General features: G+C 60.5%; 22 protein-coding genes. 14 read left to right on the forward strand and 8 right to left on the reverse strand.

Translation table 11 applies throughout. The annotated features are described in order from the left end of the window. Window positions 1-32: 32 nt before the first annotated feature. Window positions 33-1,328 carry a glycerate kinase gene (locus AACL53_RS02685; RefSeq protein ID WP_339086862.1) on the reverse strand — a complete coding sequence of 432 codons (1,296 nt, stop codon included), beginning with the start codon at window positions 1,326-1,328 and terminating at the stop codon, window positions 33-35. 211 nt (window positions 1,329-1,539) lie between these two features. Between AACL53_RS02685 and AACL53_RS02690 the strand changes: the two genes are divergently transcribed. The 3 genes from AACL53_RS02690 (at window position 1,540) to AACL53_RS02700 (ending at window position 3,575) form a co-directional block, all read left to right on the forward strand. After that, window positions 1,540-1,848: a DUF1244 domain-containing protein gene (locus tag AACL53_RS02690; protein ID WP_339082216.1), complete on the forward strand. Its 309-nt coding sequence runs from the start codon at window positions 1,540-1,542 to the stop codon at window positions 1,846-1,848. 225 nt (window positions 1,849-2,073) lie between these two features. Further along, the gene (locus AACL53_RS02695; protein ID WP_092864014.1) at window positions 2,074-2,367 is read left to right on the forward strand and encodes a DUF2312 domain-containing protein; all 294 of its coding nucleotides are present in this window, start codon (window positions 2,074-2,076) and stop codon (window positions 2,365-2,367) included. A gap of 278 nt (window positions 2,368-2,645) precedes the next feature. After that, window positions 2,646-3,575 (forward strand): LysR substrate-binding domain-containing protein, encoded by a 930-nt coding sequence (locus AACL53_RS02700; RefSeq protein ID WP_339082219.1) that lies wholly within the window; start codon window positions 2,646-2,648, stop codon window positions 3,573-3,575. 5 nt (window positions 3,576-3,580) lie between these two features. Here the strand turns inward: AACL53_RS02700 and AACL53_RS02705 are convergent, their stop codons facing one another. From AACL53_RS02705 to AACL53_RS02715, 3 genes are all read right to left on the reverse strand, one after another. Continuing rightward, complete coding sequence (locus AACL53_RS02705) at window positions 3,581-5,140, reverse strand: DUF882 domain-containing protein (RefSeq protein WP_339082221.1); 1,560 nt, start codon at window positions 5,138-5,140, stop codon at window positions 3,581-3,583. Between the two features lie 216 nt (window positions 5,141-5,356). Further along, window positions 5,357-7,477, reverse strand: coding sequence for a murein L,D-transpeptidase (locus tag AACL53_RS02710; protein WP_339082223.1), 2,121 nt, complete (start codon window positions 7,475-7,477; stop codon window positions 5,357-5,359). A 446-nt stretch (window positions 7,478-7,923) separates the two neighbouring features. Then, window positions 7,924-9,432: a sigma-54 dependent transcriptional regulator gene (locus tag AACL53_RS02715; protein ID WP_339082225.1), complete on the reverse strand. Its 1,509-nt coding sequence runs from the start codon at window positions 9,430-9,432 to the stop codon at window positions 7,924-7,926. A 421-nt stretch (window positions 9,433-9,853) separates the two neighbouring features. On the opposite strand from AACL53_RS02715, the gene AACL53_RS02720 reads away from it, so the two are divergent. The 8 genes from AACL53_RS02720 to AACL53_RS02755 all read left to right on the forward strand — a co-directional run bounded on the left by AACL53_RS02720 (window position 9,854) and on the right by AACL53_RS02755 (window position 19,548). After that, complete coding sequence (locus AACL53_RS02720) at window positions 9,854-11,617, forward strand: M3 family oligoendopeptidase (protein WP_339086863.1); 1,764 nt, start codon at window positions 9,854-9,856, stop codon at window positions 11,615-11,617. A 194-nt stretch (window positions 11,618-11,811) separates the two neighbouring features. Then, window positions 11,812-13,728, forward strand: coding sequence for a potassium transporter Kup (locus tag AACL53_RS02725; RefSeq protein ID WP_339082228.1), 1,917 nt, complete (start codon window positions 11,812-11,814; stop codon window positions 13,726-13,728). 171 nt (window positions 13,729-13,899) lie between these two features. Then, complete coding sequence (locus tag AACL53_RS02730) at window positions 13,900-14,043, forward strand: aa3-type cytochrome c oxidase subunit IV (protein WP_339082230.1); 144 nt, start codon at window positions 13,900-13,902, stop codon at window positions 14,041-14,043. Window positions 14,044-14,155: 112 nt separating this feature from the next. Then, complete coding sequence (locus AACL53_RS02735; protein ID WP_339082232.1) at window positions 14,156-15,295, forward strand: Re/Si-specific NAD(P)(+) transhydrogenase subunit alpha; 1,140 nt, start codon at window positions 14,156-14,158, stop codon at window positions 15,293-15,295. 11 nt (window positions 15,296-15,306) lie between these two features. After that, window positions 15,307-15,705 carry a proton-translocating transhydrogenase family protein gene (locus AACL53_RS02740; RefSeq protein WP_339082234.1) on the forward strand — a complete coding sequence of 133 codons (399 nt, stop codon included), beginning with the start codon at window positions 15,307-15,309 and terminating at the stop codon, window positions 15,703-15,705. Window positions 15,706-15,777: 72 nt separating this feature from the next. Continuing rightward, window positions 15,778-17,196 (forward strand): NAD(P)(+) transhydrogenase (Re/Si-specific) subunit beta, encoded by a 1,419-nt coding sequence (locus AACL53_RS02745; protein ID WP_339082236.1) that lies wholly within the window; start codon window positions 15,778-15,780, stop codon window positions 17,194-17,196. A gap of 126 nt (window positions 17,197-17,322) precedes the next feature. Further along, window positions 17,323-18,711, forward strand: coding sequence for a YiiX/YebB-like N1pC/P60 family cysteine hydrolase (locus AACL53_RS02750; RefSeq protein ID WP_339082238.1), 1,389 nt, complete (start codon window positions 17,323-17,325; stop codon window positions 18,709-18,711). Between the two features lie 12 nt (window positions 18,712-18,723). Continuing rightward, window positions 18,724-19,548 carry an alpha/beta hydrolase gene (locus AACL53_RS02755; RefSeq protein ID WP_339082240.1) on the forward strand — a complete coding sequence of 275 codons (825 nt, stop codon included), beginning with the start codon at window positions 18,724-18,726 and terminating at the stop codon, window positions 19,546-19,548. A 69-nt stretch (window positions 19,549-19,617) separates the two neighbouring features. On the opposite strand, the gene rpsU is transcribed toward AACL53_RS02755, so the two are convergent. Next, the gene (gene rpsU / locus AACL53_RS02760) at window positions 19,618-20,004 is read right to left on the reverse strand and encodes a 30S ribosomal protein S21 (RefSeq protein WP_339082241.1); all 387 of its coding nucleotides are present in this window, start codon (window positions 20,002-20,004) and stop codon (window positions 19,618-19,620) included. 290 nt (window positions 20,005-20,294) lie between these two features. Between rpsU and AACL53_RS02765 the strand changes: the two genes are divergently transcribed. Beyond that, window positions 20,295-20,849 carry a DUF4440 domain-containing protein gene (locus AACL53_RS02765; RefSeq protein ID WP_339082243.1) on the forward strand — a complete coding sequence of 185 codons (555 nt, stop codon included), beginning with the start codon at window positions 20,295-20,297 and terminating at the stop codon, window positions 20,847-20,849. 38 nt (window positions 20,850-20,887) lie between these two features. On the opposite strand, the gene AACL53_RS02770 is transcribed toward AACL53_RS02765, so the two are convergent. Together AACL53_RS02770 and AACL53_RS02775 are read right to left on the reverse strand one after the other, a co-directional pair. After that, window positions 20,888-22,273 carry a glycoside hydrolase family 3 N-terminal domain-containing protein gene (locus tag AACL53_RS02770; RefSeq protein ID WP_339082245.1) on the reverse strand — a complete coding sequence of 462 codons (1,386 nt, stop codon included), beginning with the start codon at window positions 22,271-22,273 and terminating at the stop codon, window positions 20,888-20,890. A gap of 99 nt (window positions 22,274-22,372) precedes the next feature. Beyond that, window positions 22,373-23,239 carry a transporter substrate-binding domain-containing protein gene (locus AACL53_RS02775; RefSeq protein ID WP_339082247.1) on the reverse strand — a complete coding sequence of 289 codons (867 nt, stop codon included), beginning with the start codon at window positions 23,237-23,239 and terminating at the stop codon, window positions 22,373-22,375. A 133-nt stretch (window positions 23,240-23,372) separates the two neighbouring features. Between AACL53_RS02775 and AACL53_RS02780 the strand changes: the two genes are divergently transcribed. Further along, window positions 23,373-24,890 carry a glycosyltransferase gene (locus tag AACL53_RS02780; RefSeq protein WP_339082250.1) on the forward strand — a complete coding sequence of 506 codons (1,518 nt, stop codon included), beginning with the start codon at window positions 23,373-23,375 and terminating at the stop codon, window positions 24,888-24,890. A gap of 30 nt (window positions 24,891-24,920) precedes the next feature. Here the strand turns inward: AACL53_RS02780 and AACL53_RS02785 are convergent, their stop codons facing one another. Next, window positions 24,921-25,274 carry a DUF3175 domain-containing protein gene (locus AACL53_RS02785; RefSeq protein WP_339082252.1) on the reverse strand — a complete coding sequence of 118 codons (354 nt, stop codon included), beginning with the start codon at window positions 25,272-25,274 and terminating at the stop codon, window positions 24,921-24,923. Between the two features lie 162 nt (window positions 25,275-25,436). Here AACL53_RS02785 and AACL53_RS02790 point away from each other — a divergent pair, with 162 nt between their 5' ends. Continuing rightward, entirely contained in the window at window positions 25,437-26,687 is a 1,251-nt protein-coding gene (locus AACL53_RS02790) for a cyclopropane-fatty-acyl-phospholipid synthase family protein (protein ID WP_339082254.1), read from the forward strand. Window positions 26,688-26,691: the final 4 nt, after the last annotated feature.

The following is a 26,691-nucleotide window of genomic DNA, read 5'->3' on the forward strand; positions in this document are numbered from 1 at the left end:
AAATCCAGTCCGTCGCCGATGTCATTCGCAATTTACGGGTCAATAAGGATAACCCGGAAATCGTTGACGTTCGTTTGGGTGGGGCCGCAAAGAATAAGGTCGCCGAGCGGACGGAAAAATCCGGTCGAGTCGTTGTTCGCCAGGAACTTGGCGGCATTGAGATTGGCGGCCTCCGCGCGCTTCAGCGTATCGGGGAAGACCATTGCGCCCGCCGGGTCGCCGGCGTTGCCGCCGCCGCCGTCGATGCCGTCGGTATCGCCGGCAAGACCTGCAATTCCCGTCGCGCCATCGAGCGCCAAAGCGAGGCCTAGGGCGTATTCCTGATTCGGGCCGCCCGAGCCGTCGCCGCGGACGGTCACGGTCAACTCGCCGCCCGACATGATCGCGACCTTCTCTCCCCTGCGCTTGGCTTCGAGCGCCATTTCAGCATGTGCGCGTGCAACGTCGCGCGCTTCGCCTTCGAGGTCGTCGCCGAGCGATACGACGCGATAGCCGAGTTTGCGGGCGATTGCCGCTGCCGCTTCGATCGAAGCTCTCGGAGCCGCGACGATCTCGTATGTCGAATTCGCGAGCTTCGGGTCGCCGGCTTTCAACGTTTCATTCGCGGGGTCCGCGAGGGCCTTCGCGATTTCGGGCGACGGCGTGATTTTCCATTTTTCGAGGACGGCGCGCGCATCGGCGAGGGTCGAGCGGTCGGCGACCGTCGGCCCGGAACCGATTTCGTCGGGATTGTCGCCCGGCACATCGGAAATCGCGAGGGTCAGAAGACGCGCCGGATAAACGGCGGCTGCGAGCTTGCCGCCTTTGACTTCGGACAGATGCTTGCGAACGCAATTCATCTCCGAGATCGGCGCGCCGGATTTGAGAAGCTGTTTGGTCAGAGCCTGCTTCGCTTCGAAGCTGACGCCCTGGACGGGGGCCGACCAGATGGCGGATGCGCCGCCCGACAGCAAGCAGAGCACGAGATCGTTGGGGCCGGCGCTTTTGGCAAGCGCGATGGCGCGTTCGGCGCCGACGATCGAATTCGCATCGGGGACCGGGTGGCCCGCTTCCAGGATCTTGATGATGCCGGTCGGGAGGCCAAAGCCGTGCCGGGTCGAAATGAGGCCGGAGATCTTATTGTCATGTCCGGTTGCGATGTAGTGCGCTTCCGCGGCGACGGCCATCGCGGCCGAGCCCTTACCGGCGCCGATGACGATAATTCGGCCACCCTTCGGCACCGGCGGAAGGTGAGCCGGCAGGCAGACCGAGGGGTGAGCTGTCCGATGCGCGGCTTCGAACAGCGTGCTCAAAGTTTCACGAACGCCGCCGTTCGACCCGTCATTCATCATATTGCCCTGGCCGGTTCCTGGTTGTTTTGTGATTGTTGGTCTTGGTTTGCGCAAACGCCCGACGCGCGTCAAGGCATCAGAGGCCGCAGCCAGACTTCGGGTTTGACTGGGGGGGCTGGCAGGGGACAGAGGAGGGCTTCCGGATGGCTGGCGCGGTGCTTATGTCGTAATGGCCTTGTTAGGCAGCCGGAGAAGCGAGGAGCTCAATATGAAAACATTCGATCCACAGACGACGATCGAGCTCGAGGCAGCGGTATTTCGGCGCCTGGTTGAGCATTTGCAGTCGCGCACGGACGTTCAGAACATCGATATGATGAATTTGGCCGGGTTCTGCAGGAATTGCCTGTCGACCTGGATGTCGAATGCGGCCGAAGCCAAGGGGCTTGAGCTTTCCAAGGACGATGCCCGCGAGATCGTCTACGGCATGCCATTCAAGGAGTGGAAAGCCAAATATCAGACCGATGCGCCCGCCGAGAAGCGGACGGCCTTCGAGCAGAACAGGCCACGGGATCATTAGGCTTTTTGGTTTCGCGCCGGCGACAGTTTTAGTTTGGCGCCGGCGACACGCGTTCCGCGCGCCGGCCGTCGGCGCGGGCTGGGATCAAGTGAGTCGCGCCGCGACATATACAACGTCAAGTCCTCGGCTCGATATTATCCCTTGGGATAGCCGTGCTCGTCGCCTTGCTGCGGAGAGGCTCCGCCGATAGCGTCGGCCGGCACTTGATATCAGTAGGGAGCCTTCATGAGCACGCTTCAAGCCTCGGCGCAAAACCAGCTGCGCCAGTTCGTCGAGCAAATCGAACGCTTGGAAGAGGAAAAGAAGCAGCTCGCGAGCGACATTCGCGACAAGTACACCGAGGCGAAATCTGTCGGCTTCGACGTCAAGGCACTGCGCCAGATCGTGCGGCTTCGCAAAAAGTCGAACGAGGAGCGGCAGGAAGAAGAAAGCATTCTGGAAGTCTACATGCATGCGCTCGGCATGCTCGATACGGTTCCCGACACCTCTGTCGTCGATAAGATGATGGCTGCCGAGTAGGCACCTGCCTCGTGCTTGCGGCGCGTTTGCTCACGTGCCGTTCGGGGCCGCTCTGGGTGGAACTTAATCGGTCACGCCAGCTACAACCTGAAAACAGCACCGCCCCATCCCCATTCGGCGCTGGGGGCTGGGACGGTGCTGGCGATGACGGCCTCGCGGCAGTCGTCTATCCGCGCGCGGAAAAGTGATATCGATTCCACGCGTCCGATTATTCACGGTACCGCGCGACTATGATAAGGACAAATCGTGATTTCTTGTCCTGCACATTAGTCTAGCTGATGACCCATGTTACTCTGAAGCAGCTCCGGTATTTCGATGCTCTCGCGCGCGAGCAGCATTTCGGTCGCGCGGCCGATGCTTGCGCGGTGACCCAGCCGGCGCTCTCCATGCAAATCCAGGATCTCGAGGCGTCTCTCGGGATCGCGCTCGTCGAGCGCACGCGCAGCGGCATCAAGCTGACCCCGAAGGGCGAGGAAATCGCCATTCGCGCGCAGCGGCTGCTCAACGATGTGCGCAATCTCATCGATTATGCCCATCACGCCGGCGGCATTCTCTCCGGCACGCTTCGGCTCGGCGTTATTCCTTCGGTCGCGCCCTATCTGCTGCCGCCGCTGCTGCCACTTCTCAAGGCCAAGTATCCGGACCTCGAGCTCCATGTTCGCGAGACGCAAACGCAGCCTCTGACGGACGAACTTGTCGAGGGGAAGCTCGACGTTCTGCTTCTCGCGCTTCCGATAAAGAATCCCGACATCGAAACACTGTCGATTTTCGAAGACAGGTTTTTGCTGGCTCTGCCGAAGACGCGGAAGCTCTCGGGGCGCGTTCGCGCGACGAAGGAAATGGTCGAGCACGATCGTCTGCTTCTGCTGGAAGAGGGGCATTGCCTGCGCGATCAGGCGCTCACCTATTGCAGTCTGCAACAGGTCGACGACGTCAATACGTTCGGTGCGTCCAGCCTGTCGACCATCGTCGAGATGGTATCGGCAGGATTCGGGATCACGTTGCTTCCTGAAATCTGCCTCGGCGTGGAAGGCCGGAGCCGGGAGATCAAGATCATCCGCTTCGTCGACCCCGAGCCGTCGCGATCCATCGGGCTCGCATGGCGGCGTTCCAGTCCGCGGCGCGACGATTTTCTGGCGCTGGGAAAGCTTGTGGGTGAAGCGGGTCAGCTCTCCTTGAAGCGTGGCGCCTCTGCAGTCCAGGTCTGATCGGGTCAGCGCGCGCTGGTTTGGACCGGCCTATTCTCGATACCGGCCGGCATTCTGTTTTGCTCGATCTCCAGCAGGGCTTCGGCGTGCACGGCTTTGCCCTGGAATTGGTCGGACTTCGACGATTCCGCCAATTGCCGGCCGGGTCTGAACTTCATCGGCACGATGCCGCCGACGTCATCTAGAACGTCGAGGGTCGCCGCGACGTCAGGCGCCTGCATTTCGGCGAGGAGCTGGTCGCGGGAAGCGGGTGTGTCGCTCAGCAGCGGCGCGAGCGGGAAGGGCCGATAATCGAGTTCGTCAGGGTGGTCGTCGTCGAATTGCGGGGCCTGCGCCCAGCCATTGCCGAGGCTTGCGGGGCGCATGTCCGTCGCAGTTCCGGCTGCGGGATCGAGGCTCGCGACACGCGCCGCTGGCGACGGCGCTGCGGGTTGACGGGTTTCAGCCAGCGCGACGGCAGCCAGCGCCTTTTGGGGCCGGACTGCCGGGCGTGGTCCTTGGACGAGTTCAGGCACCGGCATGGTGGCTGCGGCCGTCACCAAGGCGTCGAGCTTGCCGCGATCCGCTTGCGAGGGCAGCGTGAAGCGTGACGAGCGATCGACGAGCTTCGGCGCGGACTTCAATTGGGGCTGCGGTCGAGCATCGGGTTCAAGCGAAGCAACTTGTGCCGGTGCAAACGGGCGCGGCGCAGTCAGGGCCGGATCGGGTTCGGTCGTCAGGTTGACGTTTCGGCGCAGCGAGCCGTCTGCCGTTTGGGCCGCGGGCCGTGAGGGCGCCCCGAGAGACGCGACGACATTCAGGCTCTTTTTCGGCGGGCTGATCCCGACCGATGCGACCATCGTTCTGGACGTGCCGGGCGTCCGGCGATCGTGGAAGAATTCGGCGACCTGAGTTGCGAGTTCGCTGTACTTGCTCTGGGCGGACTTGACGTCGCTCGGTGTGATAGGCCGGCCGTCGTCAGGGACATACTTTGAGCGGCCGTTCGGGAAGAGCAGGGCGAGTTCCTGGCGCGGCATGCGCGGCCACATGCGGACGTTTGCGGTATCGATGTGAACGAACGGGATGCCTGACGTCGGGTAGTAGCCCACGCCGCCGCGTTCGCGGATCAATGCGGAGTAGCGCATCTTTTTCAGCGGAATGTCGGGGAACGTGATGTCGATCGCCTTGCCGGTGATGTGCTGGCTCTGCTTGGCTTGGCCGCCGCGGGTATGGCGCAGCATTTCATTGGTGTCTGCGGAGCGGTAGCCGCAAATAATATTTATGGGCTCCTTGGAGCCGAGTTCTTCGTGCATCTCCCACGCGATATCGAGCGTTGCGGGAGAGATCTCCTTGACCTCGTTCTTGCGCCAATCGCGCATGATCCAATTGATCTGCTTCAGGGCTTCCGGAATGTATTGGCCGTTACGCTTGTACGTGACGGTCAAGCGCTCCTGGGTGTGGATGTGAAAGAACGAGATCGTGCGTTCTTCGGGTTCGCCTGCCGCCGTCATCTTATCGGCGTGCAGAAACACGGACACAACAAGCGTCAACGAGCCCAAAACCAGGCCTGATCGGCGAAAGGCCACGAATTCCCCCGTCCCTACTAAATCCCCGAGCCCGACTGGGGCCAAAAATGCTCGGCCATTAACGGTTAATCCCGAACCGTTAAGAGGCGGTAACTATCCTGTTCGAACATTTAAAGGGTTGGAAGGGGCGATAAAAAGGCCGGAATGCTCAGGTCCGGACAAAGGAAAGCCGGCCGCTCTGGGACCGGCCGGCTGCGGAAGATCAGTTTGCGGAGGTTAAAACCCGCCCAAAACCTGCTTGAAGAAGTTGCCGAGGCCCGGGTCGTACTTCTTGCGGCCACGACTGTCGCGTTCGTCATAGCTGCCGAACAGCGAGCCGAAGCCGTCACCGCCCCAACCGTCACCCTGCGGAATATCTTCCGGAGAGACTTTCTTTTCGTCGGCTTTCACGATCTGGTTCCAGCGGCCGGCTAGCGCCAGATTGATCCGCTTCTCGTGACCGTAGACGTCGCCAAAGGTCTGGACTTCGCCGCTGTCGTCGACCCAAGCCGTGAAATAGGTGACGTGCACGGGGATCGGGTGGTCGAGGCTGATTTCGTTTTCTTCAGGCCCCTTCGCGACCAGGTTCTGGACCATCGATTGGTCCCAGCCCTTGTCCTTGTCCAGGATGATTTCAGCAAGCTTCACGGGATTGCGGACGCGCATGCAGCCGTGGCTGAATGCACGCGTGCTTTCGTTGAAGAGGCTCTTGCTCGGCGTGTCGTGAAGATAGACGGCGTGCTTGTTCGGGAACAGGAACTTCACGACGCCGAGGGCATTTCCGCCGCCGGGAGGTTGATAGACATTGAAGTTGCGGATGTCGTTGCGATTCCAATCGACACTGTAGGGATCCATCTTGCGGCCGTTGCGCTCCATGACGAGGCCCTGACGGCGCAGCGGATCGCCGCCGGATCTGAGGCTCGGCAACAGCTCTTTGATCTTGATGGAATCCGGCACGCTCCAGCGCGGCTGGATGACGACGGTCCGCATCATTTCGGAGAAGATCGGCGATTGCGTATCGGGGCGGCCGGAAACGATGCGCTCCTCGTGGATGACCTCGCCGTCCGAAATCACGCGGACTTTGAACTCGGGAATGTTGACCATGATGTAGTATTTGCCGAGGTCGTCCGGCATCCAGCGCCACTCTTCCATGTTGGCGACAAGCTTCGCATCGCTGATGTCGTTGCCGGCATTCAGTGAGCGGCGCAGCGTTGCCGTTATCGAGGGATTGGCCGGCTGAATTCCCTTGCTTTCCTTGTAAGCCACGACTGCCGCGGCGAGCGCCTTATCGTAGTAGGTGTCGTCGGCAGGCTTGCCGTCGTCCGTGACGGTCGCGGCGGCGACCTTGAGGCGCTTATGGAGGATCGCGATCTGCGCGTTGCTGGTGCCGGGCTTCAGAATCGGGCCGTCCGGGATCTTCAATGCTTCTTCGGCTTTTGCGTTGGCGCGGAGTGCGAGCAGCTTTTCGCGCAGACGAATGAATTGCGGATGCTTCGGGTGAAGGGCGGTCAGATACGCACCCTTGTCTGGGACGGTCGCCAAACTATCGATAACGGTTCTGCGATCGAGAACTACCGGCTTCCGGTCGAGATACGTGCCGAGTTGTGAAGAGGGGTCCGTGATCCGGTCACCGCGTGCGTCGCGCGCGTATTCCATTGCCGCGAGCGACAGACGCGCCTCGGCGACGGTCAGATCGTCGAGATTGAATGCGCCGTCGGGGCCGGCTTTCAGATCGGCGATTTTGAAGTCCGCCGCGCGGAGGCCCCAGCTGTCAGCGTCTTTAAGGGTCGCGATGAGGTTTTTTGCGGCGTCGTTGTAACCGTTCTTGGTCACCCAGAGCGTCGAGCCCACGCGGGAATCGTAGAACTGGATCAGCACCTGGCGGTCCGCCTGGTCGGTGCCTGCCAGCGCCTTCTTGGCGTTGTCCTGCAGGTAGCGGGAAACGGGAAGATAGACGAGGTCGTTCGTGGGGACGATCGTGTGCGCGGCAGTGGTGCTCTCGTCCGCGGTGTGGGCGGGTGCAGCAGCATCAGCGGGCGCTGAAGGCGCTGCGCTTTGCTCGGGCGCAGCGGTGTTGGCTGGCGCGGCTTCAGTGGAAGCGGGTGCAGGTGCCGGCGCTTCATCTGCCTTGGCGGGTGCCGGTGGGGAAGGTGCAACCTCGGGTGTCACAGCAGGTGTCGGCTCGGGCCGCATCGCCGTTTGCGCTGCGTCGGACGTGCCGCCATCGGGTGCGGGGCCTGCAGTCGATGCGCGATCCGCTCCATCGGTTTGTGCAGTATCGGATTCAACAGCGAAGGCTGCAGATACCGAGCCGGTGGTCAGCATCAAACCGACCGCCAGAAGTGTCGCGACACGCATAGAAATTTTCACCTCTTGGTTACCGGCCTTAGATACGCGCCAGCACTCCGCCTTACCAGCCCGATCGCGCGACATGGCTGTATTGCACAGCGCTGTGGCGAAACTGTTGCTGTTTCGTGCTCTCGAAGCGTATGCCGGCAATAAAAACGCCACCCGTCCGACGTATGCGGTTAGCTAACAAAATAGGGCGAAGAAAGTTGCGATTTTATTGAAGTCTGTGCCGTGCCGGGGCGCAGCTTCATGTCGCGGTATCCCAAAAATGCAAAAGCCCCGGATGCAGCCAGGGCTTTTGCGGGTGAGGACGAAGGGGCCTCCGCTCTCACGTAATTCGATATTTCGACTGCCCGGCGAGAATGTGACGACGAGGGGAAGCTCGTCGGGCAAGACTCAGGCGTACTCGGCACGCCACGAGAACTCTGCCGAATTCACACCGGATTATTTCGGGGCTAGTTGGTGCGGGGCTCTAATCCGTATTCCTGCATCTTCCGGTAGAGCGTCGAGCGGCCGATGTTGAGCCGTTTCGCCACTTCCGTCATGTGTCCGCGATAACGGCCGAGGGCCAATCGGATCATGTCGGCTTCAATCGCTTCGAGGGAGCGAATTTCGCCGTCCTCAGCGACTGCCTGGATGCCCAAGGAGCTTCCGGAAATCTGCGACTTCATTTCGACTGTGTGCGGCACAGTGTTCTCGGCGCCGAGGAGCGCCGGTCCGGTGTAGGCGGGCGGCTTCTGAACGGCTGAGGGCGCTGCCGGGATTTCCGTCTCGAAGCCTTCGACGTGGGCTGCGATCTGCGGGAATTCGGCGACCGAAAGTTCCGGTCCATCGGCCAGAACGACGGCGCGGAAAACTGCGTTCTCGAGCTGGCGGACGTTGCCGGGCCACGAATACGACTGAAGCAGTCTCATCGCACGGTCGGAGATCGTCGCGACGCGCTTGCCTTCTTCGGCCGCGAAGCGGGCAATGAAGTGCCGGGCCAGCTCGGGAATGTCCTCCACGCGCTCACGCAGCGGCGGCACGAAAATCGGGAAGACGTTCAGGCGGTAATAGAGGTCCTCGCGGAACTTGCCGTCCTTCACCTGCTGAATCATGTCGCGGTTGGTCGCGGAGATCAGGCGGAAGTTCACTTTCACCGGACGCTTGGCGCCGACCGGATCGATTTCGCCTTCCTGCAGGGCGCGCAGCAGTTTCACCTGCGCGTCGAGAGGAAGCTCGCCGACTTCATCGAGGAAGAGCGTGCCGCCGTCAGCTTCCTGGAACTTGCCCGTGCGCTTGTCGACGGCGCCGGTGAAGGCCCCCTTTTCGTGGCCGAAAAGGATGCTTTCGATGAGGTTCTCGGGGATGGCGCCGCAGTTCACGGTGATGAACGGCTTCCCGGCGCGATCGCTTTCGCCCTGGATGGCGCGTGCGATCAGCTCTTTACCGACCCCGCTTTCGCCTTCGATCAGGACGGGAATGTTCGAAGCGGCGGCGCGCTTGCCGAGCGTGATGACGCGCTTCATGGCTTCGCCACGCAATACGAGATCGCCGAAGGTCAGCGTGCCGTCGACCGTCTTCTTGATGCGATTGATTTCGTCAGCGAGCGCTTCGATCTTGAGGGCGCTCTTGATCGATACGTCGAGCCGTTCGGGTGAAGCCGGTTTGACGACGAAATCGACGGCGCCGCGGCGCATCGCGTTGATGGCCGTTTCAATCGAGCCGTGCGCCGTTTGTACGATGATCGGCGGCATGCCGGCTACACGGCCGATGCGATCGAGAACCGCCATGCCGTCCATGCCGGGCATGACGAGGTCGAGCAACACCAAGCCAATCTGAGAATGCTCGGCGCCTTCGAGAATTTGGACAGCCTGTTCGCCGGAACCGCAAGTTCTGGTCTCGAAACCAAACCGCTTGATCGTTTCCTCGAGAATGCGACGCTGGGCAGGATCGTCGTCGACGATGAGAATACGCTTGGACATTTGCACGCAACTTTACTCTTACGGATACACCGGTCAGCTGCGGCGGGCGATGCTGGAATTGACCCAGCTTCAAACACGCGGTGACCTAGAACTTACGCAACGAGTGGAGATTGCCCGACAAGGGTAAATGTAAGGTTTCGGATTGGCACAATATTCTTCGCTCATCGGTAAGCGGCTGATGTGGCGCGGAAGTTTTTGCTCGCGATGACTGTTTGGACGTTGCAGAGCCCACTCGATGTGCTGTCAGTTTCGCGGAAGGGGCAGTGGGCCGGTCGAATTTCATCTTCGGCGAGCCTGTGGTAAGCCACCACGAAATTTCCGTTTGTAAAGGACACCCATGCGCCGCCAGTCTTTTTCGGACATCAACTTCGCCCCCGACGCTCCTTCGCAATTGCCCGCAGATCAGCAGCCGCTAGGAGCGATGCCCGAATGGGATCTGAGCGATCTTTACTCGGGTCCGGACGCGCCTGAAATCCGGCGGGATCTCAAAGAGGCTGCCGCTGAGGCGACGCGCATCAAGGCGACATATCAAGGTCGCCTCGCGGAACTCGCGAAAGACGGCGACAAACTGATCGAGCCCATCAAGGACTACGAGAAGCTTGCCGATCTGACGGGCAAGCTCGGTTCCTTTTCAGGGCTGTACTACGTTCTGAACCAGACGGACCCGGTGCGCGCCAAGTTCAACGCCGATATCTCGGAAGCGCTGACGAAGCTCTATACCGATCTCATTTTCTTCGAGCTGGAACTCAACCAGATCGACGACGCCGTCATCGATGAGGCGCTGAAGCACGCAAGCCTCAAGCGGTATAAGCCGTGGTTCGACGATCTCAGGAAAGAGAAGCCGCATCAGCTCGACGAGAAGATCGAGACGCTTTTCACGGAAAAATCGCAGACGAGCCGCGCGGCGTGGAACCGGCTGTTCGACGAGACGATGTCGTCGCTCCGCTTCCAGATCAAAGGCTACAAGGAGCCGTTGTCGCTGGAGCCGACGCTGAACTTCCTGTCGGACGCGGATGAGAAGAAGCGCAAGGCTGCGTCAGAAGCGTTGTCCAAGGTTTTCAAGGCCAATCTGCCCCTGTTCACGCGGATCACGAATACGCTCGCGAAGGACAAGGAAATTTCCGACCGCTGGCACAATTTCAAGGACGTTGCGGATAGCCGCAATCTCGCCAATCGCGTCGAGGGTCCGGTGGTCGACGCGCTCGTGTCGAGCGTGCGGGCTGCCTATCCGCTGCTTTCGCATCGCTATTATGCGATGAAGGCGAAGTGGCTCGGCAAGAAGAAGCTTGCGTCATGGGACCGGAACGCGCCGCTGCCGGACAAGCCAGAGCGGACGATCTCATGGCCGGAAGCCGAGCAGATCGTACTGCGCGCCTACAATGGTTTCGCGCCCGAGATGGCGTCGATCGCCAAGCAGTTTTTCGACAAGAACTGGATCGATGCTCCGGTGCGGCCGGGCAAGGCGCCCGGCGCGTTCTCGGCGTCGACAGTCCCGTCGGTGCACCCTTATGTGATGATGAATTATCTGGGCAAGCCCCGGGATGTCATGACGCTCGCGCATGAACTCGGTCACGGCGTGCACCAGTGGCTGGCGCGCGATCAGGGTCCGCTGCTCGCGCCGACGCCGTTGACGCTTGCCGAAACGGCATCGGTCTTCGGCGAGATGCTGACGTTCAATTCGATCATTTCCGAAACCAAGGATCCGCGCGAGAAAAAAGCCATGCTCGCCGGCAAGGTCGAGGACATGCTCAACACCGTCGTCCGCCAGATCGCGTTCTACACATTCGAACGCAAAGTTCACGAGGCGCGCCGCGAGGGCGAATTGACGTCCGACCAGATCAACAGCCTGTGGCTCGAGGTGCAGGCGGAAAGCTTAGGACCGGCCATCGACTTGAAGCCCGGCTATGAAGTCTTCTGGACTTACATTCCGCACTTCATCCACTCGCCGTTCTACGTCTATGCCTACGCTTTCGGTGATTGCCTCGTGAACTCGCTGTACGGTCTTTACGCCGAAGCACACCCCGAATTCGTTCAGAAATATTTCAGCCTCTTGAAGGCCGGTGGCTCGAAGCACCATTCCGAACTTCTTGCTCCATTCGGGCTCGATGCCCGCGATCCGAAGTTCTGGAACAAGGGGCTCAAGGTCATCGAAGGCATGATCGATGAACTGGAAAAAATCGGCTGAGGCGTGCGTTAGGACGGTGGCGGAAATCCTCGGCGAGGCAGTGCAACGAATCCTTCTGCGGCGCATTGTCAAGCCGAGAAGGGGCGTTTACGGGGAGCGGGAGGCGAATTTGCCGCTTCCCAACGACCTGACGTGGGAGTAGAAGCCCGCCACTTTGCTGCGATGCAGCCTTAAAATAAGGTCGAGGTGCCTGAATGGCACAAGCGCCCGCTTCAGTTCAGTCCGCTGCCGAATTCGGCGCCGGCGAAGGGCATCATAGTAAGAACTTCTGGGCATTGGCAGTCGGCTCGGTCGGCGTCGTCTTTGGCGACATCGGAACCAGCCCGCTTTATGCTTTCAAGGAGGCCATAACCGCCGCCGCACATCGCGGTTTGACGACCGCCGAAGCTGCGCTTGGCGTGCTGTCCCTCATTTTCTGGGCCATGACGCTCGTCGTCACCATAAAATATGTGCTGCTGCTGCTCCGTGCCGACAACAAGGGCGAAGGCGGCATGTTCGCCCTGATGGCTCTCGGGCAGACCGTCGCCCGGCGCAGCGCTCCGTTGCTCGGCGCGCTCGGCATTGCCGGTGCGTCGTTCTTCTACGGCGATGCCGTTATCACCCCGGCGATCTCGGTGCTCTCCGCTGTCGAGGGATTGAAACTGATCGCGCCGCAATTCGAGCGCGCGGTCATTCCGGTCGCAATCATCGTTCTCGCCTTTCTTTTCTGGATGCAATCGCGCGGCACCGATCGGGTCGCTCGTTTCTTTGGTCCGGTCATGACGGTGTGGTTCATCGTGCTCGGGCTCGGCGGTCTCGCGCATATAGCCGATAATCTGCATGTGCTTTACGCGCTGAACCCCGTCTACGGCATGATGTTCGTCTACCATCATGGGTTCTTGGGATTGACCGTTATGGGCCTCGTGTTTTTGGCCTGTACCGGTGCGGAAGCGCTCTACGCCGATCTCGGGCACTTCGGGCGCCGTCCCATCACGGCGTCGTGGGTGTACTTCGTCATGCCCGCGCTCGTTCTCAATTACTTCGGGCAAGGCGCGCTCGTCATGAACGACGCGGCCGCGGTCGAGAATCCGTTCTACCGCCTCTACCCCGATTTCATGCTGATCCCGATGCTCATTCTGTCGACGTTCGCAACGGTGATCGCCAGCCAAGCCGTGATAACGGGCGCATTTTCACTCACGCGGCAGGCAATCCAGCTCGGTCTCGTGCCGCGGTTCGAGATCCGGCATACGTCCGAGAGCATGGCAGGCCAGATCTACATGCCGAGGGTCAACTGGATCCTCTTCATCGCCGTTCTGGTTGCGATTTTCGCGTTCCGCACGTCGTCCAATCTGGCGGCGGCGTACGGCGTTTCGGTTACGGCCGCCATGGTCATCGACACGCTGATGGCGTTCTTCGTCATCTGGAAGTGCTGGAAATGGCCGCTCTGGCGCGTGGCGCTCATCGTCATTCCGCTTCTGCTCATTGAACAGGCGTTCTTCTCAGCCAACATCCTGAAGCTCTTCGAAGGCGGCTGGGTGCCTCTCGCGATTGCGTGCATGCTGGCCATCATCATGTTCACGTGGGTTCGCGGAACGCGCGTTCTCGCCAAAGTCACGAAGCGCAACGAGGCGGATCTCGATTGGCTCGTGCGCAAACTCGAAGCGAAGCCACCGCATCGCGTATCGGGAACCGCTGTCTTCCTAACCGGCGATCCCTATGCCGCGCCGACGTCTATGATGCACAACCTGAAGCACAACCGGGTCATGCATGAGCGCAATATTCTGCTCTCGATCCGGACCGAGGAGACGCCCCGCATCGCGCGGCAGGAGAGGCTGACGATCGAGCGGATTTCGGATCATTTCGTTCGCATCATTGCGCGTTACGGCTTCATGGAGACGCCGAGCGTTCCGAAGATCCTCGAGCACGCGCGCCGCAAGGACTTCAACATCGATATCGGCTCGACCTCGTTCTTCCTGTCGAGGCGGTCGTTGCGGACGACGGCGAAATCCGAAATGCCGCGTTGGCAGGAGCGGCTGTTCATCGCGCTTGCAGGTAGCGCCGAGGATGCGACGACCTATTTCCAGATTCCGACCGATCGGGTCGTCGAGGTCGGCACGCAGGTCGCGGTCTAACGCTTCAAGCCGGTCCACGTCGATTCGTCATTCCTGCTTGGTGATTCTGCAGTTTGAGCGGCAACGGCCGTCCAGCGCTCGCCTGCGGCGATTGATCTGCGACACCTTGAAGCTCGCGGCGACTTAAGATACCAACCAAGGAAACGAACCAACCGCCTAGGGGAGAAAGCCTTGAGCATCGATACGTCAAAGGGCAGTCCGTCCATGGACTATGAGCAGCACGTCGACACCTACCAGAGGTTTGTGCGTCTATCGAAGTACGGCGTCGTTTTCGTCGTCGTCCTGCTGGCCGGAATGAAATTCTTCTTGGTCTGACGCGGGGGTTTCCAAGCGTAACAGACAACCTCAAAACAGGGCGGGCCGATCAAGGACTGCCCTTTTTTTTCATATCGGCCGCGCAGTCCCTTCCGCTCAATTGGACCGAGACATGGTTACGATAGCTGTTACCAGTGAACCGGCCGACGAGCCGCGCGTTGCGGTTTCGCCCGACACTGTCAAAAAGTTCTCAGCCCTCGGCGCGCGCGTGCGCATCGAGCAGGGTGCGGGTCTCAGATCTCGTTTCTCCGACGAGGCCTATCGGGCTCAGGGCGCCGAGATCGTCAGCCGGTCTGACGCGCTCTCCGGCGCCGATATTCTGCTCGCCGTGCGCCGGCCATCCGCCGAAGACATCCGGGCTTTGAAGCCGGGTGCGATTGTCGCCGGGATGATCGATCCGTTCGGCGAACGAGCGGGTCTTGAAGCGCTCGCGGGCAGCGGCGGGACGGTCTTTTCCATGGAGTTGATGCCGCGGACGACGCGCGCCCAATCCATGGACGTGCTTTCGAGCCAGGCCAATCTCGCGGGCTACAAAGCCGTCGTCGACGGTGCCGCGATGTTCGGGCAGGCGCTGCCGTTAATGATGACGCCAGCCGGTACGGTTCCGGCGGCCAAGGCTTTCATCATGGGCGTCGGCGTTGCCGGGCTGCAGGCCATCGCAACGGCGCGGCGGCTCGGCGCGCAGGTGACCGCGACGGACGTGCGTCCGGCAACGAAAGAGCAGGTTCAGTCGCTCGGCGCGAAGTTCATCGCGGTCGAAGACGATGAATTCAAGCAGGCGCAGACGGCTGCCGGATATGCAAAGCCGATGAGCGCCGAATATCAGGCGAAGCAGGCCGAACTCGTCGCGAACCACATCAAGAACCAGGACCTCGTGATTACGACGGCGCTCATTCCCGGGCGTCCGGCGCCGAAGCTCATCACGCGCGCGATGATCGACAGCATGAAGCCGGGGTCCGTCATCGTCGATCTTGCGGTCGAACGGGGCGGCAACACGGAGCTGACCGAAGCAGGCAAGACCGTCGAGACGCCGAACGGCGTCAAGATTTTCGGGCCGCTCAATCTGGCCGGCACGATCGCGGTCAATGCCTCGAGCTTGTACGCACGTAACCTATTGGCCTTCATCGAAACGATGATCGACAAGAAGGAAAAGACACTTGCGGTCAATTGGGACGACGAGTTGATCAAGGGGACTTTGGTCGCCAAGGACGGTCAGCTCGTGCATCCGAATTTCGCGACGAAGACGGCATGAGGAGCCTCGCCATGCGCGTGACGACACCGCTTTTTGCTGCGCTTGCAGTGTTCTTCTTTTCCGCATCGTCGGCTTTCGCGGCCGAAGGCGCGCTGATCAGCCCCTCCGTCTACGAATTCATGGTCTTCGTGATCGCGGTGTTCGTGGGCTACTACGTCGTCTGGTCGGTTACGCCCGCTCTGCACACGCCGCTGATGAGCGTTACCAACGCGATTTCATCGGTCATCGTGGTTGGCGCGCTTCTCGCGGTCGGCGTTTCGTTGACCTCGTCCGACAGCAGCATTGCCAAAGTGTTCGGCTTCCTCGCGCTGACGATGGCGTCGGTCAACATCTTCGGCGGCTTCCTCGTCACCAACCGCATGCTTGCGATGTACAAGAAAAAGGACGCGCCGGCGAAGAAGGACGGCTGACGCTCTCTTTCTTGAATCACTCAACGAGAAACGCCGAAGACATTCGATATTAGGCCCCGGGGAATCGATCCAATGTCCGCAAACGTCGCCGCACTGCTCTACCTCGCCGCCGGCGTTCTATTCATTCTGGCGCTCAGAGGATTGTCGAGCCCGGCGACCTCGCGGCAGGGCAATCTCTACGGCATGATCGGCATGACGATCGCCATCCTGACGACGCTCGGCCTTGCGGAGCCGACGGCGACGTCGTGGATCCTCATCGTACTCGGCCTCGGCATCGGCGGCTTCATCGGCGCGAAGACTGCGCGGGAAATTCCGATGACGATGATGCCCGAGCTCGTCGCGGCGTTTCACTCGCTTGTTGGCCTTGCGGCAGTGTTCGTGGCGGCCAGCGCGCTTTATGCGCCGTCGGCATTCGGTATCCTCGTCGATCCTGCAGATCCGAGTTTCGGCATCAAAGCCGGGAGCCTTCTCGAGATGTCGCTCGGCGTTGCGATTGGCGCCATCACGTTCACCGGCTCGGTGATCGCGTTTTCAAAACTCTCAGGGCGGATGTCCGGCAAGCCGATCCTGTTGCCGATGCGGCATGTCATCAACGGCGGCCTCGCCCTGCTTTTGATTTTCGTCATCTACAGCTTCATCATGTCCGCCGGTTCGGCATGGCTGTTCTGGCTGGTTGTCGTCCTGGCCCTCCTGCTCGGCGTATTGATCATCATCCCGATCGGCGGCGCGGACATGCCCGTCGTCGTGTCGATGCTGAACTCGTACTCGGGTTGGGCGGCCGCGGGCATCGGGTTCACGCTCGGCAATGTCGCGCTGATCATCACCGGCGCACTCGTCGGATCGTCGGGCGCCATTCTTTCCTACATCATGTGCAAGGCCATGAACCGGCAATTCCTGTCCGTCATCGCGGGCGGGTTCGGCGGTGAGACGGTCGCTGCCGCTGCGGGCGGGGGCGAGCAAAAGCCCGTGAAGCTCGGGTCGGCTGAAGACGCCGCTTACGTCATGAAGAACGCGGCGAAGGTCATCATCGTGCCGGGGTACGGCATGGCCGTGGCGCAGGCCCAGCACGCGCTGCGTGAGATGGGAGATTCTCTCAAAAAGGCCGGCGTGGAAGTGAAATACGCCATTCATCCGGTTGCGGGCCGTATGCCGGGGCACATGAACGTGCTGCTGGCGGAAGCCAATGTTCCCTACGACGAGGTTTTCGAGCTCGAGGACATCAACAGCGAGTTCGCCCAGGCCGATGCCGTGTACGTCATTGGGGCGAACGACGTCGTCAACCCCGCGGCCGAAGACGACAAGTCGTCGCCGATTTACGGTATGCCAGTGCTCCAGGTCTGGAAGGCGGGGACGGTGTTCTTCAACAAGCGCTCGCTGGCTTCCGGCTATGCCGGCATCGACAACCCGGTATTTTACCGCGACAACACTGTCATGGTTCTCGGCGACGCCAAGAAAATGACGGAAGAGATCGTTAAGGCTCTGGCTGAGTAGAGATCCGAGCGGGCTTAGGGGCAGATCGGCAACATGCGTTTGCCGATTGATCGGTTGTCCGGCAGCGCCCGATTTGGTCTGCTATACCTTCTGCATCAGTTGAATGCAGGTTTGAGGGTTTTTTCCGTGTTGGCTCCCGTGGCGTCGGCGTCTTTCGAAAAAGATATCGAGCACATCGAAATCCTTGCGGCGACGCCGGTCACGAGTGCGGACCTCTTGGCGCGCAATCTCCAGTATATCTACGAACGGGCAGCCAAAGCGCGTTTTGACGATTACGAGGTCGCGGAAATTGCGAAGAACGCGCAGAGCCTGATGTACCGGCTGTTCGATCTCCGGGTCGGCCTGCGCAATCATCTCCAGCACTACGAGATGCTAGGGCTCATGACGCCCGACGTGACGCAGGGCTTTCGCGACGTGTTTCGCGTGCTCCGCTACGTCTCCGACATGCTCGGCGAGATCACCACGGGGCATCCGCGCGTGTCCGAGGGTGGTTACCTGCTGCGAGGGTTCACCGGCTCGGACAACAATACGCTCGTGAATTATCCGTTCTACCGGAGCGGCACCGCGCAGCATTTCCGGTCGGGTGACGTCATTCTGGTTCGCGGCACGGCTCACAACAGTGCTGCTATCGCGCGGATCGGCGATGTCGACAGCCAGTTCAGCCACATCGGCATCGTGTACATCGATCCGGCCGGCGATCACTGGATGGTCGAAAGCCTGATAGAGGATGGCGCGGTCATCAATCCTCTGGCGAAGGCGCTCGATCACAACATCGTCCGGGCGGTGCTTTATCGCAATCGCGATGCGGACCTGGCGGCCCGGGCCGCCAAATGCATCTTCGATTATGTCGCCGCGTCGCGCGCGAAGGGCGGCAAGCGCATCCTCTACGATTTTTCGATGCGGACGGACGACACGCGCAACCTATTCTGCTCGAAGCTCGTTAGGCTTGCCTATGAGCAGGGCAGCTTCGGGATGTTCAAACTGCCGACCTATCCGACCAAGATCGCGCGGAAAAACAGAGATTTTCTCGACCGAGTCGGTGTCGCGACGGATCTGACGTTCGCACCGGCCGACATCGATATGGAATCGGGTTTCGACCTCGTCGCGGAATGGCAGGACTACCGGGAGACGGCGGGTATCCGGCTCCAAGATTTCACGATGGACAAGCTGTTCGAATGGATGGAGCGCTTCAACTACCGGTTCGAAGAGACGGCTGCGATCAAGCTCGTCTCGACGCTCGGCCGATTCGCCTCGCATTTTTCGGATGGTGCCAAGGAAGTTCTTTCCTCGGTTTTTCCACGCGTTCCGATCAATATGCCGAGGAAGACCGTGGCCGTCGTCGCGATGCTGCACAAGACGGCCGAGCCCATCTATCACGAACTGCTGAAACTCAATCAGGATGCGGTCGCCGATACCGGCGTGCCGTTGCATGGTCTTGACGTAATGGCGGCGCTCGAAAACATTCGGGAGCGGGAGGGCAACAGGATTGGCTACCTTGTCCGGCGCGGTCGCTAGAACAAGCTCGGTATGCTTCTGATACTTAAAGCCGTCGTCGCGACTGCCGCGGCCATCTACGCGGCGGTTCTGGGAGTCATGTACATCGCGCAGCGCCAGTTCATCTATTTCCCCGATCCGGCGCGGACGACGCCGGCTGCTGCGAGCCTGCCGCATGTATCGGAGCGGATACTATCGACGCCGGACGGTGAAAAGATCGTCGCCTGGTATGGCAAAGCGAAACCCGGGCAGCCGACCATTCTCTATTTCCACGGCAACGGCGGCGCGCTGGAACTGAGGCGCGAAACCATTCGCCGGTATATCGAGCGCGGACGCGGGATGTTCATGATGGCCTACCGGGGCTACAGCGGCTCCACGGGTCAGCCCTCCGAGACGGCCAACGTCGCCGATGCGAAGCTTGCCTACGACACGCTGGTCAAAGAGGGCGTCAGTCCCGACGACATCATTCTTTATGGAGAGTCGCTCGGCAGCGGCGTCGCTATTCAGGTCGCGCGCGAGAACAAAGTGGCGGGCGTGATTTTGGACAGCCCCTATACGTCGATCGTCGAACTCGCCTCGATGTATTATCCGTGGCTGCCGGTCGGCTGGCTGCTGAAGGATCGCTACGACTCGATCGGCTACATCCGCGACGTCCACGCGCCGCTCTTTATCCTGCATGGCGAAGCCGATGACGTCGTGCCGGTAGAGATGGGGAAGCGGCTATTTCAGGCTGCCAACGAACCCAAAGAGATCAGGACGATACCGGGAGGCGGGCACGTCATTCATGATGGGCCTTCGTTCGGCATCATCGACCACTGGATCAGTAGGCTGCGTGCGGCGCGACCGCAAAAGAACTGACGCGCCGGAAAAACGAAAAGGCCCGCGAAGATCGCGAGCCTTAAATATTCGATTAGCTAGACGTTGGGCTCAGGCGCCGCCGCTGCGGAAACCGCCGCCGCCACCACCAAAGCCACCGCCGCTGCTGCCGCCGCTACCGAAGCCGCCACCGCTGCTGCCGCCGAAGCCACCACCGGAACCACCGCCGGCGCCACGACCAGCGCCCGGGCCCTTGCCACCGGGACCGCCACGGGCCACGGCCGGCTTGCTCGGAAGGAGGCCTTCACGCTGAAGCTTCTTACGAGCGAGTTTACGGGCCCGGCGGATCGCCTCGGCCTTCTCACGTGCTCTTTTTTCTGAGGGCTTTTCAAAATGGCCGCGAAGTTTCATCTCGCGGAAGACGCCCTCGCGCTGCAACTTTTTCTTAAGCGCCTTGAGAGCCTGGTCAACGTTATTGTCGCGAACGAGAACCTGCAAGCGGTTGTATCCTCTAATGAATCCTGATTGTCGGGATGCACAAAAACACCGACGCCGGTGGTTTCGCCGCCGGGGCCCGCGCTTCATTTCTGCGGGCCTTGTAGCAAACACAACGATGCTTGGCAATCGGGACTGCGCGCGTGTTCGGTGGGTGTTTGTTTGTCGCGGATAGGTGCCTTGTTTGTGGCGTGCGACTGCCCTGCGGGGAGCCGGCCGGACGCGACGGAAGCCAGGTTCGTCTTTGAGCGAGAATCGTGAAAAGTCCGTGTAATTTTTTAGGGATGGAAGGCATGAACGGACCCTTAACCTTCAGGCGCTCGCGCAAATCGCTGGTTTCCGTTTCGATCGTTAGCCTCGCGGCGTTGACCGTGTGCATACATGTGCCCCCAGTCCGGGCCGAAGCGGCGTGCGCGAAGCTCTCGGAGGTTGAGATCGTTCAGCTCCTCAATAGGTGGAGGGTGGAATTTGCGAGCGGCGATCCGGCGCGGCTCTCGGCGCTCTATGCGGACGATGCGGCACTGACGACGAGCAAGGGCAATCTTCAGAACGGCGCTGAGGAGATCCGCTCGTTCTACAAGGATCTGCTCGCCAAGCATCCGATGATTTCGATCAAGCCTTCGTCGCTGACGTCGGACTGCGGTGTTGCGACGGTCAGCGGGCCGGTCGTCTACCGGCTCAGTGGCGAACGCAAGGGGACCCGCACATTGCTTGGCGGAATTTATTCGATGGAGTACGCGCTGCGCGGCGACCGTTGGTGGATTGTGCGCCATTTCCTCGCCGCTGATCCGCGAAGCGCGGCCAAGCCGATAGGCAGTGCGGCAAGCAACACGTCGTTGCCGCAGTAGTGCTGCTCATAAACAGATTGGACGCGGCAGGCTTGGCATCACGGCGAAACTGAGGGACCGAGCTGTTCCGCCTGAAGCGGCGTCGAGGGTGGAATTTCACGGTCATCGACGAAGACGTATCGCTTCAGCCGTTCTTGGGATTCCGCCTCGCGGGCGTGTGCCATCTCGCCCTTGGCGTCGGCCTCGATCAGTGCCGACATGAGGATGTCGAAGTGCGCATCGAGCGCGCATAGAAGGATCAAGTCGATCCCGGCATTGACGGCTTTGACCGCGGCGCCGCCGAGTCCGTCTTTCGATCCCGTCACCGCGCCCATGCTGAAATCGTCGGTAATCAGCAGTCCATCGTTTTCGAAGCGCGGTCTCATCACCGTGTTGACTACGGCATCCGAGAAGGACGCGGGCGTCGCTTTGTCGACGGCATCGACGCGCACGTGGCCGACCATGGTCGCGATGCCGGGCTGGGTCATGACGCGGCGGAACGGCAGCCAGTCGCTCAGCTCGAGCTGACTTTCCTTTGCGGCGAGTTCGCCGGACGCGACGTGCGTGTCGCGCGCGACCCGGCCGAGGCCGGGGAAATGCTTGAGCGTGCAGATGATGTTGAATTTCGTCAGCGTATCGCAATACCAAGCTGCGACCTTGGCCACGAGATAGGGGTCGCTGTCGATGGCCCGCCAGAAGATGCGTGTTTCACCGTCGTCACGGGAAGGCTGCCCGAGCCGCAGATCGACAACGGGGCCGAAGTTCATCGTTATGCCGAGGCGGTCGAGTTCGCGAGCTTGCGTTTCGGCATATTCGCGCACGGCTTTCTCGCGTTCGCTATCAGTCTTGAGTTTGGCGATGATCATTCCGAGCGTGGGCTGCCATTTGAGCGGCGGCGATAACCGTGAAACGTAGCCGCCTTCCTGGTCGGCCGCCACGATGAGACGTGGCATACCCTGTGCCCTGCGGATGTCCTGCAGATCTTGAATGTCTTTGGCCACATCCGCGGCCTTTCGGCCACGCACGTTGTGATCGGTGATGAAGATGCCGGCGATGGCTTTTTTCTCGACGAGGGGTTTGACCTCGGAGAAGCTTGCAAAACCCACGACGAGGCGGCTGCCGAGCCGTTCGAGGCGCGCAGGATCGGACGCTAAGATCTCAGCTCTCGTCAGGAGCTTCTGCGGTCGCCTGGTGGCGGCCTCTGCCGATGCCTGGGCCGCCTTTGCCGCCGCGGCTTGCGCTTTGGCGGCAACAGCGGCCCGTCGGGCCAAGCGGTTTCGATAGAGGCGGGCGGCCTTATATTTTGCGCGCGCAGATCTCGCGGAATATTTACGCGCCCCCGATTTGGAATATCCGGCATGAGCGTCTCCGCCGCCTTCAATCGGCGCGAGAAGCGCGACCGACAGGAACGCAAGAATAACGGCCCGGGCAATGGTTTGAATCATGCTCGATAAGGGTTCGCGGTTTTGAGACCCGTCCGCTGGGAGAATGCAAAAGTATTAGGCTTGCTTTTGCGCGACGCCCAGCTTCGAGGATAATTATTCTCAATAAATTCTGACGGGAAAGTAGCGTTGAACGAGTTCTTCAAATCGCCCCGATGCCCTCACTCGCTCAAGAGCTTTGTTCAACAGGAGCCTAATGCCAGGATCGGTTTTCGGAACGGCAATTGCGATACCGTCGCCGAAGAACTTCGGTTCCAAGAAGGGGCCACCCCGCATTTCGCAACACTGACGCGATAAAGTTCCGTTCAGCCAAAAGGCGAGGGATATTCCATCGTCGAAAATGAAGTCGGCTTTGCCGGCCGCTAACGCCTCGCGGGCCAAGTCGGCGTTTTCGTAGATCGCGAGCGGGCTATCGCGGAAAAAGGCTTTGAGGAAGGCTTCGTGTGCGGTGCCACGCGCAACGGCGATGCGCTTTCCGTCGAGGCCGCTCGGTGTCATCTCGACTTGGGGTTGCTCCTTACGTCCGGCGAACCGTCCGGGGGTATGGAAGTAGCGGTCCGTGAAGTCGACGTCTTTGAGCGCTGCGCCCGTCACCTTGTGAGCGGCGATGACGGCGTCGGCTTCGCCCTTCTTCAGGCCTGCGAAAAGATCCTCCCAAGGACGTGCCTTGATATCGCAGGACGTACCGAGCTCCAGGCAAATGGCACGCGCGAGGTCGATGTTGAATCCAACGAGTACGCCGTCCTCGTCATAGAAGTTGAAGGGCGGGAAATCGCTGTCGGTCAGAAACCGAATGACGACCCGGCGCGTGGGTGCGGTGTCCGTCGCTGTTTCCGTGGCCGCCGCTGCAACTCGTAGTGGCCCTGCATTTTCGGAGAAGGCCGAGACGGCACAGCCGAGCGCCAACGTCACGACGGCGGTAAAAGCAAGGAGGGCGTTCTGGACTGATTTCTGTATCTTCATCTTCATCCGCTCTTCTTGCTCCCCTCGCGGACAGATCGCAAATCCGCGTGTCTTCCAGCTTTCAAATCTGAACACCTTGAGCATATACTTCGTCACTGGCTGGGCGAGGCGGTCGCCGTGGGGGCCAACCAGGGGCTGAATGTTTGGGGCTCGGTCAAAAACGCCGACTGCGCGTGCCGTACGCACGTCGCGCGCTCTCGTCCGCGGACTCGGTTCGTCGCAATCGCAGTTTCAACGCGATATTGGGCAACTTGACCGCGCGGTCAACGACTTGCGGCGGCGGGCGCCGGACTTTTCCGCGGCTTCTCCGCTTCTTGCATGGCAGCGCGCCTTTCTCTTCTCGGCACTGTCGGCGCTGACGGCCGGGCTGATCCTGCTCAACGATTTCGGCCTCGTCCTCTGGTCGCTGACCATCACGCTGCCGTTCTTCATGATCTCGGCGGTTCGGCTGGTCGCGTTTTGGCAGGCGTGGAGGAACCCGAAGGGACGACCGGAGCGGCGGTCTTTCGACCGACGGTTCGACAGCCGGTTGCCGACGTTCTCCGTGCTCATCCCTCTCTACCGTGAAGTTGCCGTGGTGCCGGGCTTGCTCGATGCGCTCGCGCGTCTCGATTATCCGAGCGAACTCCTCGAAATACTTTTCATCACCGAGGCGGACGATCAGGCGACGCGGCGAGCGATCGCGAATGCCGGGCTTTATCCGAACATGAGAACGGTAACGGTTCCGCAGGGGCAGCCTAAAACGAAGCCGCGGGCTCTCAACTACGCTTTGCAGGATGCGCGCGGCGCGCTCGTGGTGGTCTTCGATGCCGAGGACGTTCCGGACGCTGATCAGCTTCGCCGCGCGGCTCACGCCTTCATTGAAGGCGGACCGCGTCTTGCGTGCGTGCAAGCGCGGCTGTCGGTCTCGAACATCGACGAGTCCTTTTTCAGCCGGCAGTTCGCGCTCGAATACGCGGCGCTCTTCAGGGGTTTGCTTCCGGCGTTGGACTATCTCAGGTGGCCCATTCCTCTCGGTGGAACTTCAAATCATTTCCGGCGCGACGTTCTTCTCAAATGCGGCGGATGGGATCCATTCAACGTCACCGAGGATGCCGATCTCGGAATTCGATTGGCTCGCCTCGGGTACGAAGTGTCTCTCGTCGACTCGGAGACGATGGAAGAGGCCCCGACGACGTGGCGTGCGTGGCTCGGTCAGCGTACACGCTGGATTAAGGGCTGGATGCAGACGTATCTCGTTCATATGCGTCGTCCCTCCCGGCTTTGGCGGGATCTCGGCCCGTGGAAGTTTGCCGGTTTTCAGGTGACGATCTGCGCCATGCTGGTCTCTATGCTCTGCCATCCTTGGTTCTATGTTCTGGCCGCGATATACAGCGTGCTTGGAATAGGGGTTCTACCCGAGAGCGATTTTCTGCTTTGGCTGTGCGGAGCCAACCTCGCGACGGGTTATCTTTCCGCCGCATCGCTTATCGCGATTACGTCCGCCGGGCCCGGCACGTCGCTACGTCTTTTCTCCGTATTCTTTCTGCCGGTCTATTGGCTCGCAATTTCATTTGCCGCTTATCGCGCGGTTCTCGATTTGATGCTTCGGCCTTTCTATTGGGAGAAGACCACACACGGGGTCAGCCGGGCTCGAACGCCCGGCATGCGTGTGTAACGCACGAGCGAAAATCATTATTTCGTCTCATTATTTCGTCCGGCCAAATGCCTTGCGCAATTCGTCTTTGGCGCGATCCAATGTCTGCCGGCGCTTGGCGGTCAGGTTCTTGCCCGCACGATTAATATAAAAGTTGAGCATCGACATCGCCGATTGGAACGGCGTCGTTTTTCGCCGGTGGCTGCGTTCTGCCGAACGCTTCAGTGATTGGGCGATTTCCGCCGGTTTGCGCGCGAACACGTGGTTTTCGAGATCGAGCGCGTCGCTTTGCGCGGTAACGTCCGCAGACCAGAGGTGTTTTGACCGGCTCTGACCGCCGCTCTTACGATCCGGTTTCGGGTGATCGGCTACCGGGTGCTTGGAATTTTTTCCGCGCTGAGGCAAAATATGGTCCTTTAGACTGATTTTACTGCGTTGATCCAATGCACGTGAAAAACCGAAGTTAGTCGCCTAAGTTCCGATCACCGGGGAGCGTTTGGCCAGGAACCAAAAGGTCTTTCCGGTCGTTATTTCTGTCGTTTGTGCGCAAACCAAGCGGCCCGTCCGATGAAACGTGCGTTGCAATCGCTTGTACGCCAATGCGTCCGTGAGGGCTCGTTGACGTTGGAATTTCCCGGAGGCGATCGCGTCTCGGCCGGAGACGGGACGGGCCTACCCCTCAAAGTACGCTTGACGGATTCAAAAGCGGCTTTGAAACTTTTCTTCCATCCAGAAATGGCGCTCGGCGAGCTTTTCACCGATGGCCGATTGGAAGTCTCGGGCGGTTCCGTTTACGATTTGCTCGACCTCTTGGGTCGCAATCTTCACAGCCTGACGCCGCCGCAGTTCGGACGCCTTCGCAACGTCTTGCGCACAACGGTCGGGCGATGGACGCGGCGGAACTCCGAACGACTGGCGCGTGACAACGTCCATCACCATTACGACATCGACGATCGAATCTATGAATTGTTTCTCGACGCCGACCGGCAATATTCATGCGCTTATTTCGAGGCTCCCGGGCAAAGCTTGGATGCCGCTCAACTCGCCAAGAAGCGGCACATAGCTGCAAAGCTTCTCGTTCCGCCGGGAGCTAAAATTCTCGATATCGGGAGCGGGTGGGGTGGATTGGCGCTTTATCTTGCCGACATCGACGGCGCGGACGTCACCGGTTTGACGCTCTCGCCCGAGCAACTGAAGGTCGCGGAACGGCGGGGGAGGGAGCGAGGTCTCAGCTCCCGGGTTCACTTCCGGCTGGAAGACTACCGAGCGCTGCATGAGTCATTCGACCGGATCGTCTCCGTCGGCATGTTCGAGCACGTCGGTCCGAAGGACTACGATACATACTTCGACATCGTTCGGCGGAGCCTCAACGATAACGGCGTTGCTTTGCTGCATTCGATCGGGCGTATCGACGGCCGAAGCGCGGTCAATCCTTGGTTCGCAAAGTATATCTTCCCGGGCAGCTACCTTCCGTCGCTTGCAGAGGTTCTTCCGTCCATCGAAAGGTCGGGTCTCGTCGTCACCGATATCGAGATCCTCCGGCTTCACTACGCCGATACGCTCGCCGCTTGGCGAAGCCGGTTTATGGCGCGGCGCGCAGAGGCCGCCGCGGTGCTCGACGAACGTTTCTGCAGGATGTGGGAATACTATCTAGCGGCGGCGGAAGCAGGTTTCCGCTACGGGGGCCTTGTGGTCTTTCAGATACAGCTCGCGAAAACGATCGATGCAGTTCCGCGTGTCCGCAATTACATGGCGGCCGAAGAGGAAAGATTGCGCCGGCGCGAAGAGGACATGGGGCATAGCATGGCCGCCGAGTGACTTC

Origin of the sequence: Hyphomicrobium sp. ghe19 (assembly GCF_902712875.1) — a bacterium.
Classification (GTDB): domain Bacteria; phylum Pseudomonadota; class Alphaproteobacteria; order Rhizobiales; family Hyphomicrobiaceae; genus Hyphomicrobium_B.

What these genes read in the sequence shown, in the direction of transcription:
- AACL53_RS02690 (WP_339082216.1), top strand. Translation starts at nt 1,540, where the DNA reads ATGAAAACATTCGATCCACAGACGACGATCGAGCTCGAGGCAGCGGTA.
- AACL53_RS02745 (WP_339082236.1), top strand. Translation starts at nt 15,778, where the DNA reads ATGTCCGCAAACGTCGCCGCACTGCTCTACCTCGCCGCCGGCGTTCTA.
- AACL53_RS02685 (WP_339086862.1), bottom strand. Translation starts at nt 1,328, where the DNA reads ATGAATGACGGGTCGAACGGCGGCGTTCGTGAAACTTTGAGCACGCTG.
- AACL53_RS02770 (WP_339082245.1), bottom strand. Translation starts at nt 22,273, where the DNA reads ATGATTCAAACCATTGCCCGGGCCGTTATTCTTGCGTTCCTGTCGGTC.
- AACL53_RS02695 (WP_092864014.1), top strand. Translation starts at nt 2,074, where the DNA reads ATGAGCACGCTTCAAGCCTCGGCGCAAAACCAGCTGCGCCAGTTCGTC.
- AACL53_RS02735 (WP_339082232.1), top strand. Translation starts at nt 14,156, where the DNA reads ATGGTTACGATAGCTGTTACCAGTGAACCGGCCGACGAGCCGCGCGTT.
- AACL53_RS02790 (WP_339082254.1), top strand. Translation starts at nt 25,437, where the DNA reads ATGAAACGTGCGTTGCAATCGCTTGTACGCCAATGCGTCCGTGAGGGC.
- AACL53_RS02775 (WP_339082247.1), bottom strand. Translation starts at nt 23,239, where the DNA reads ATGAAGATGAAGATACAGAAATCAGTCCAGAACGCCCTCCTTGCTTTT.
- AACL53_RS02755 (WP_339082240.1), top strand. Translation starts at nt 18,724, where the DNA reads ATGCTTCTGATACTTAAAGCCGTCGTCGCGACTGCCGCGGCCATCTAC.
- AACL53_RS02710 (WP_339082223.1), bottom strand. Translation starts at nt 7,477, where the DNA reads ATGCGTGTCGCGACACTTCTGGCGGTCGGTTTGATGCTGACCACCGGC.
- AACL53_RS02765 (WP_339082243.1), top strand. Translation starts at nt 20,295, where the DNA reads ATGAACGGACCCTTAACCTTCAGGCGCTCGCGCAAATCGCTGGTTTCC.
- AACL53_RS02725 (WP_339082228.1), top strand. Translation starts at nt 11,812, where the DNA reads ATGGCACAAGCGCCCGCTTCAGTTCAGTCCGCTGCCGAATTCGGCGCC.
- AACL53_RS02720 (WP_339086863.1), top strand. Translation starts at nt 9,854, where the DNA reads ATGCCCGAATGGGATCTGAGCGATCTTTACTCGGGTCCGGACGCGCCT.
- AACL53_RS02780 (WP_339082250.1), top strand. Translation starts at nt 23,373, where the DNA reads ATGTTTGGGGCTCGGTCAAAAACGCCGACTGCGCGTGCCGTACGCACG.
- AACL53_RS02740 (WP_339082234.1), top strand. Translation starts at nt 15,307, where the DNA reads ATGCGCGTGACGACACCGCTTTTTGCTGCGCTTGCAGTGTTCTTCTTT.
- AACL53_RS02700 (WP_339082219.1), top strand. Translation starts at nt 2,646, where the DNA reads ATGACCCATGTTACTCTGAAGCAGCTCCGGTATTTCGATGCTCTCGCG.
- AACL53_RS02715 (WP_339082225.1), bottom strand. Translation starts at nt 9,432, where the DNA reads ATGTCCAAGCGTATTCTCATCGTCGACGACGATCCTGCCCAGCGTCGC.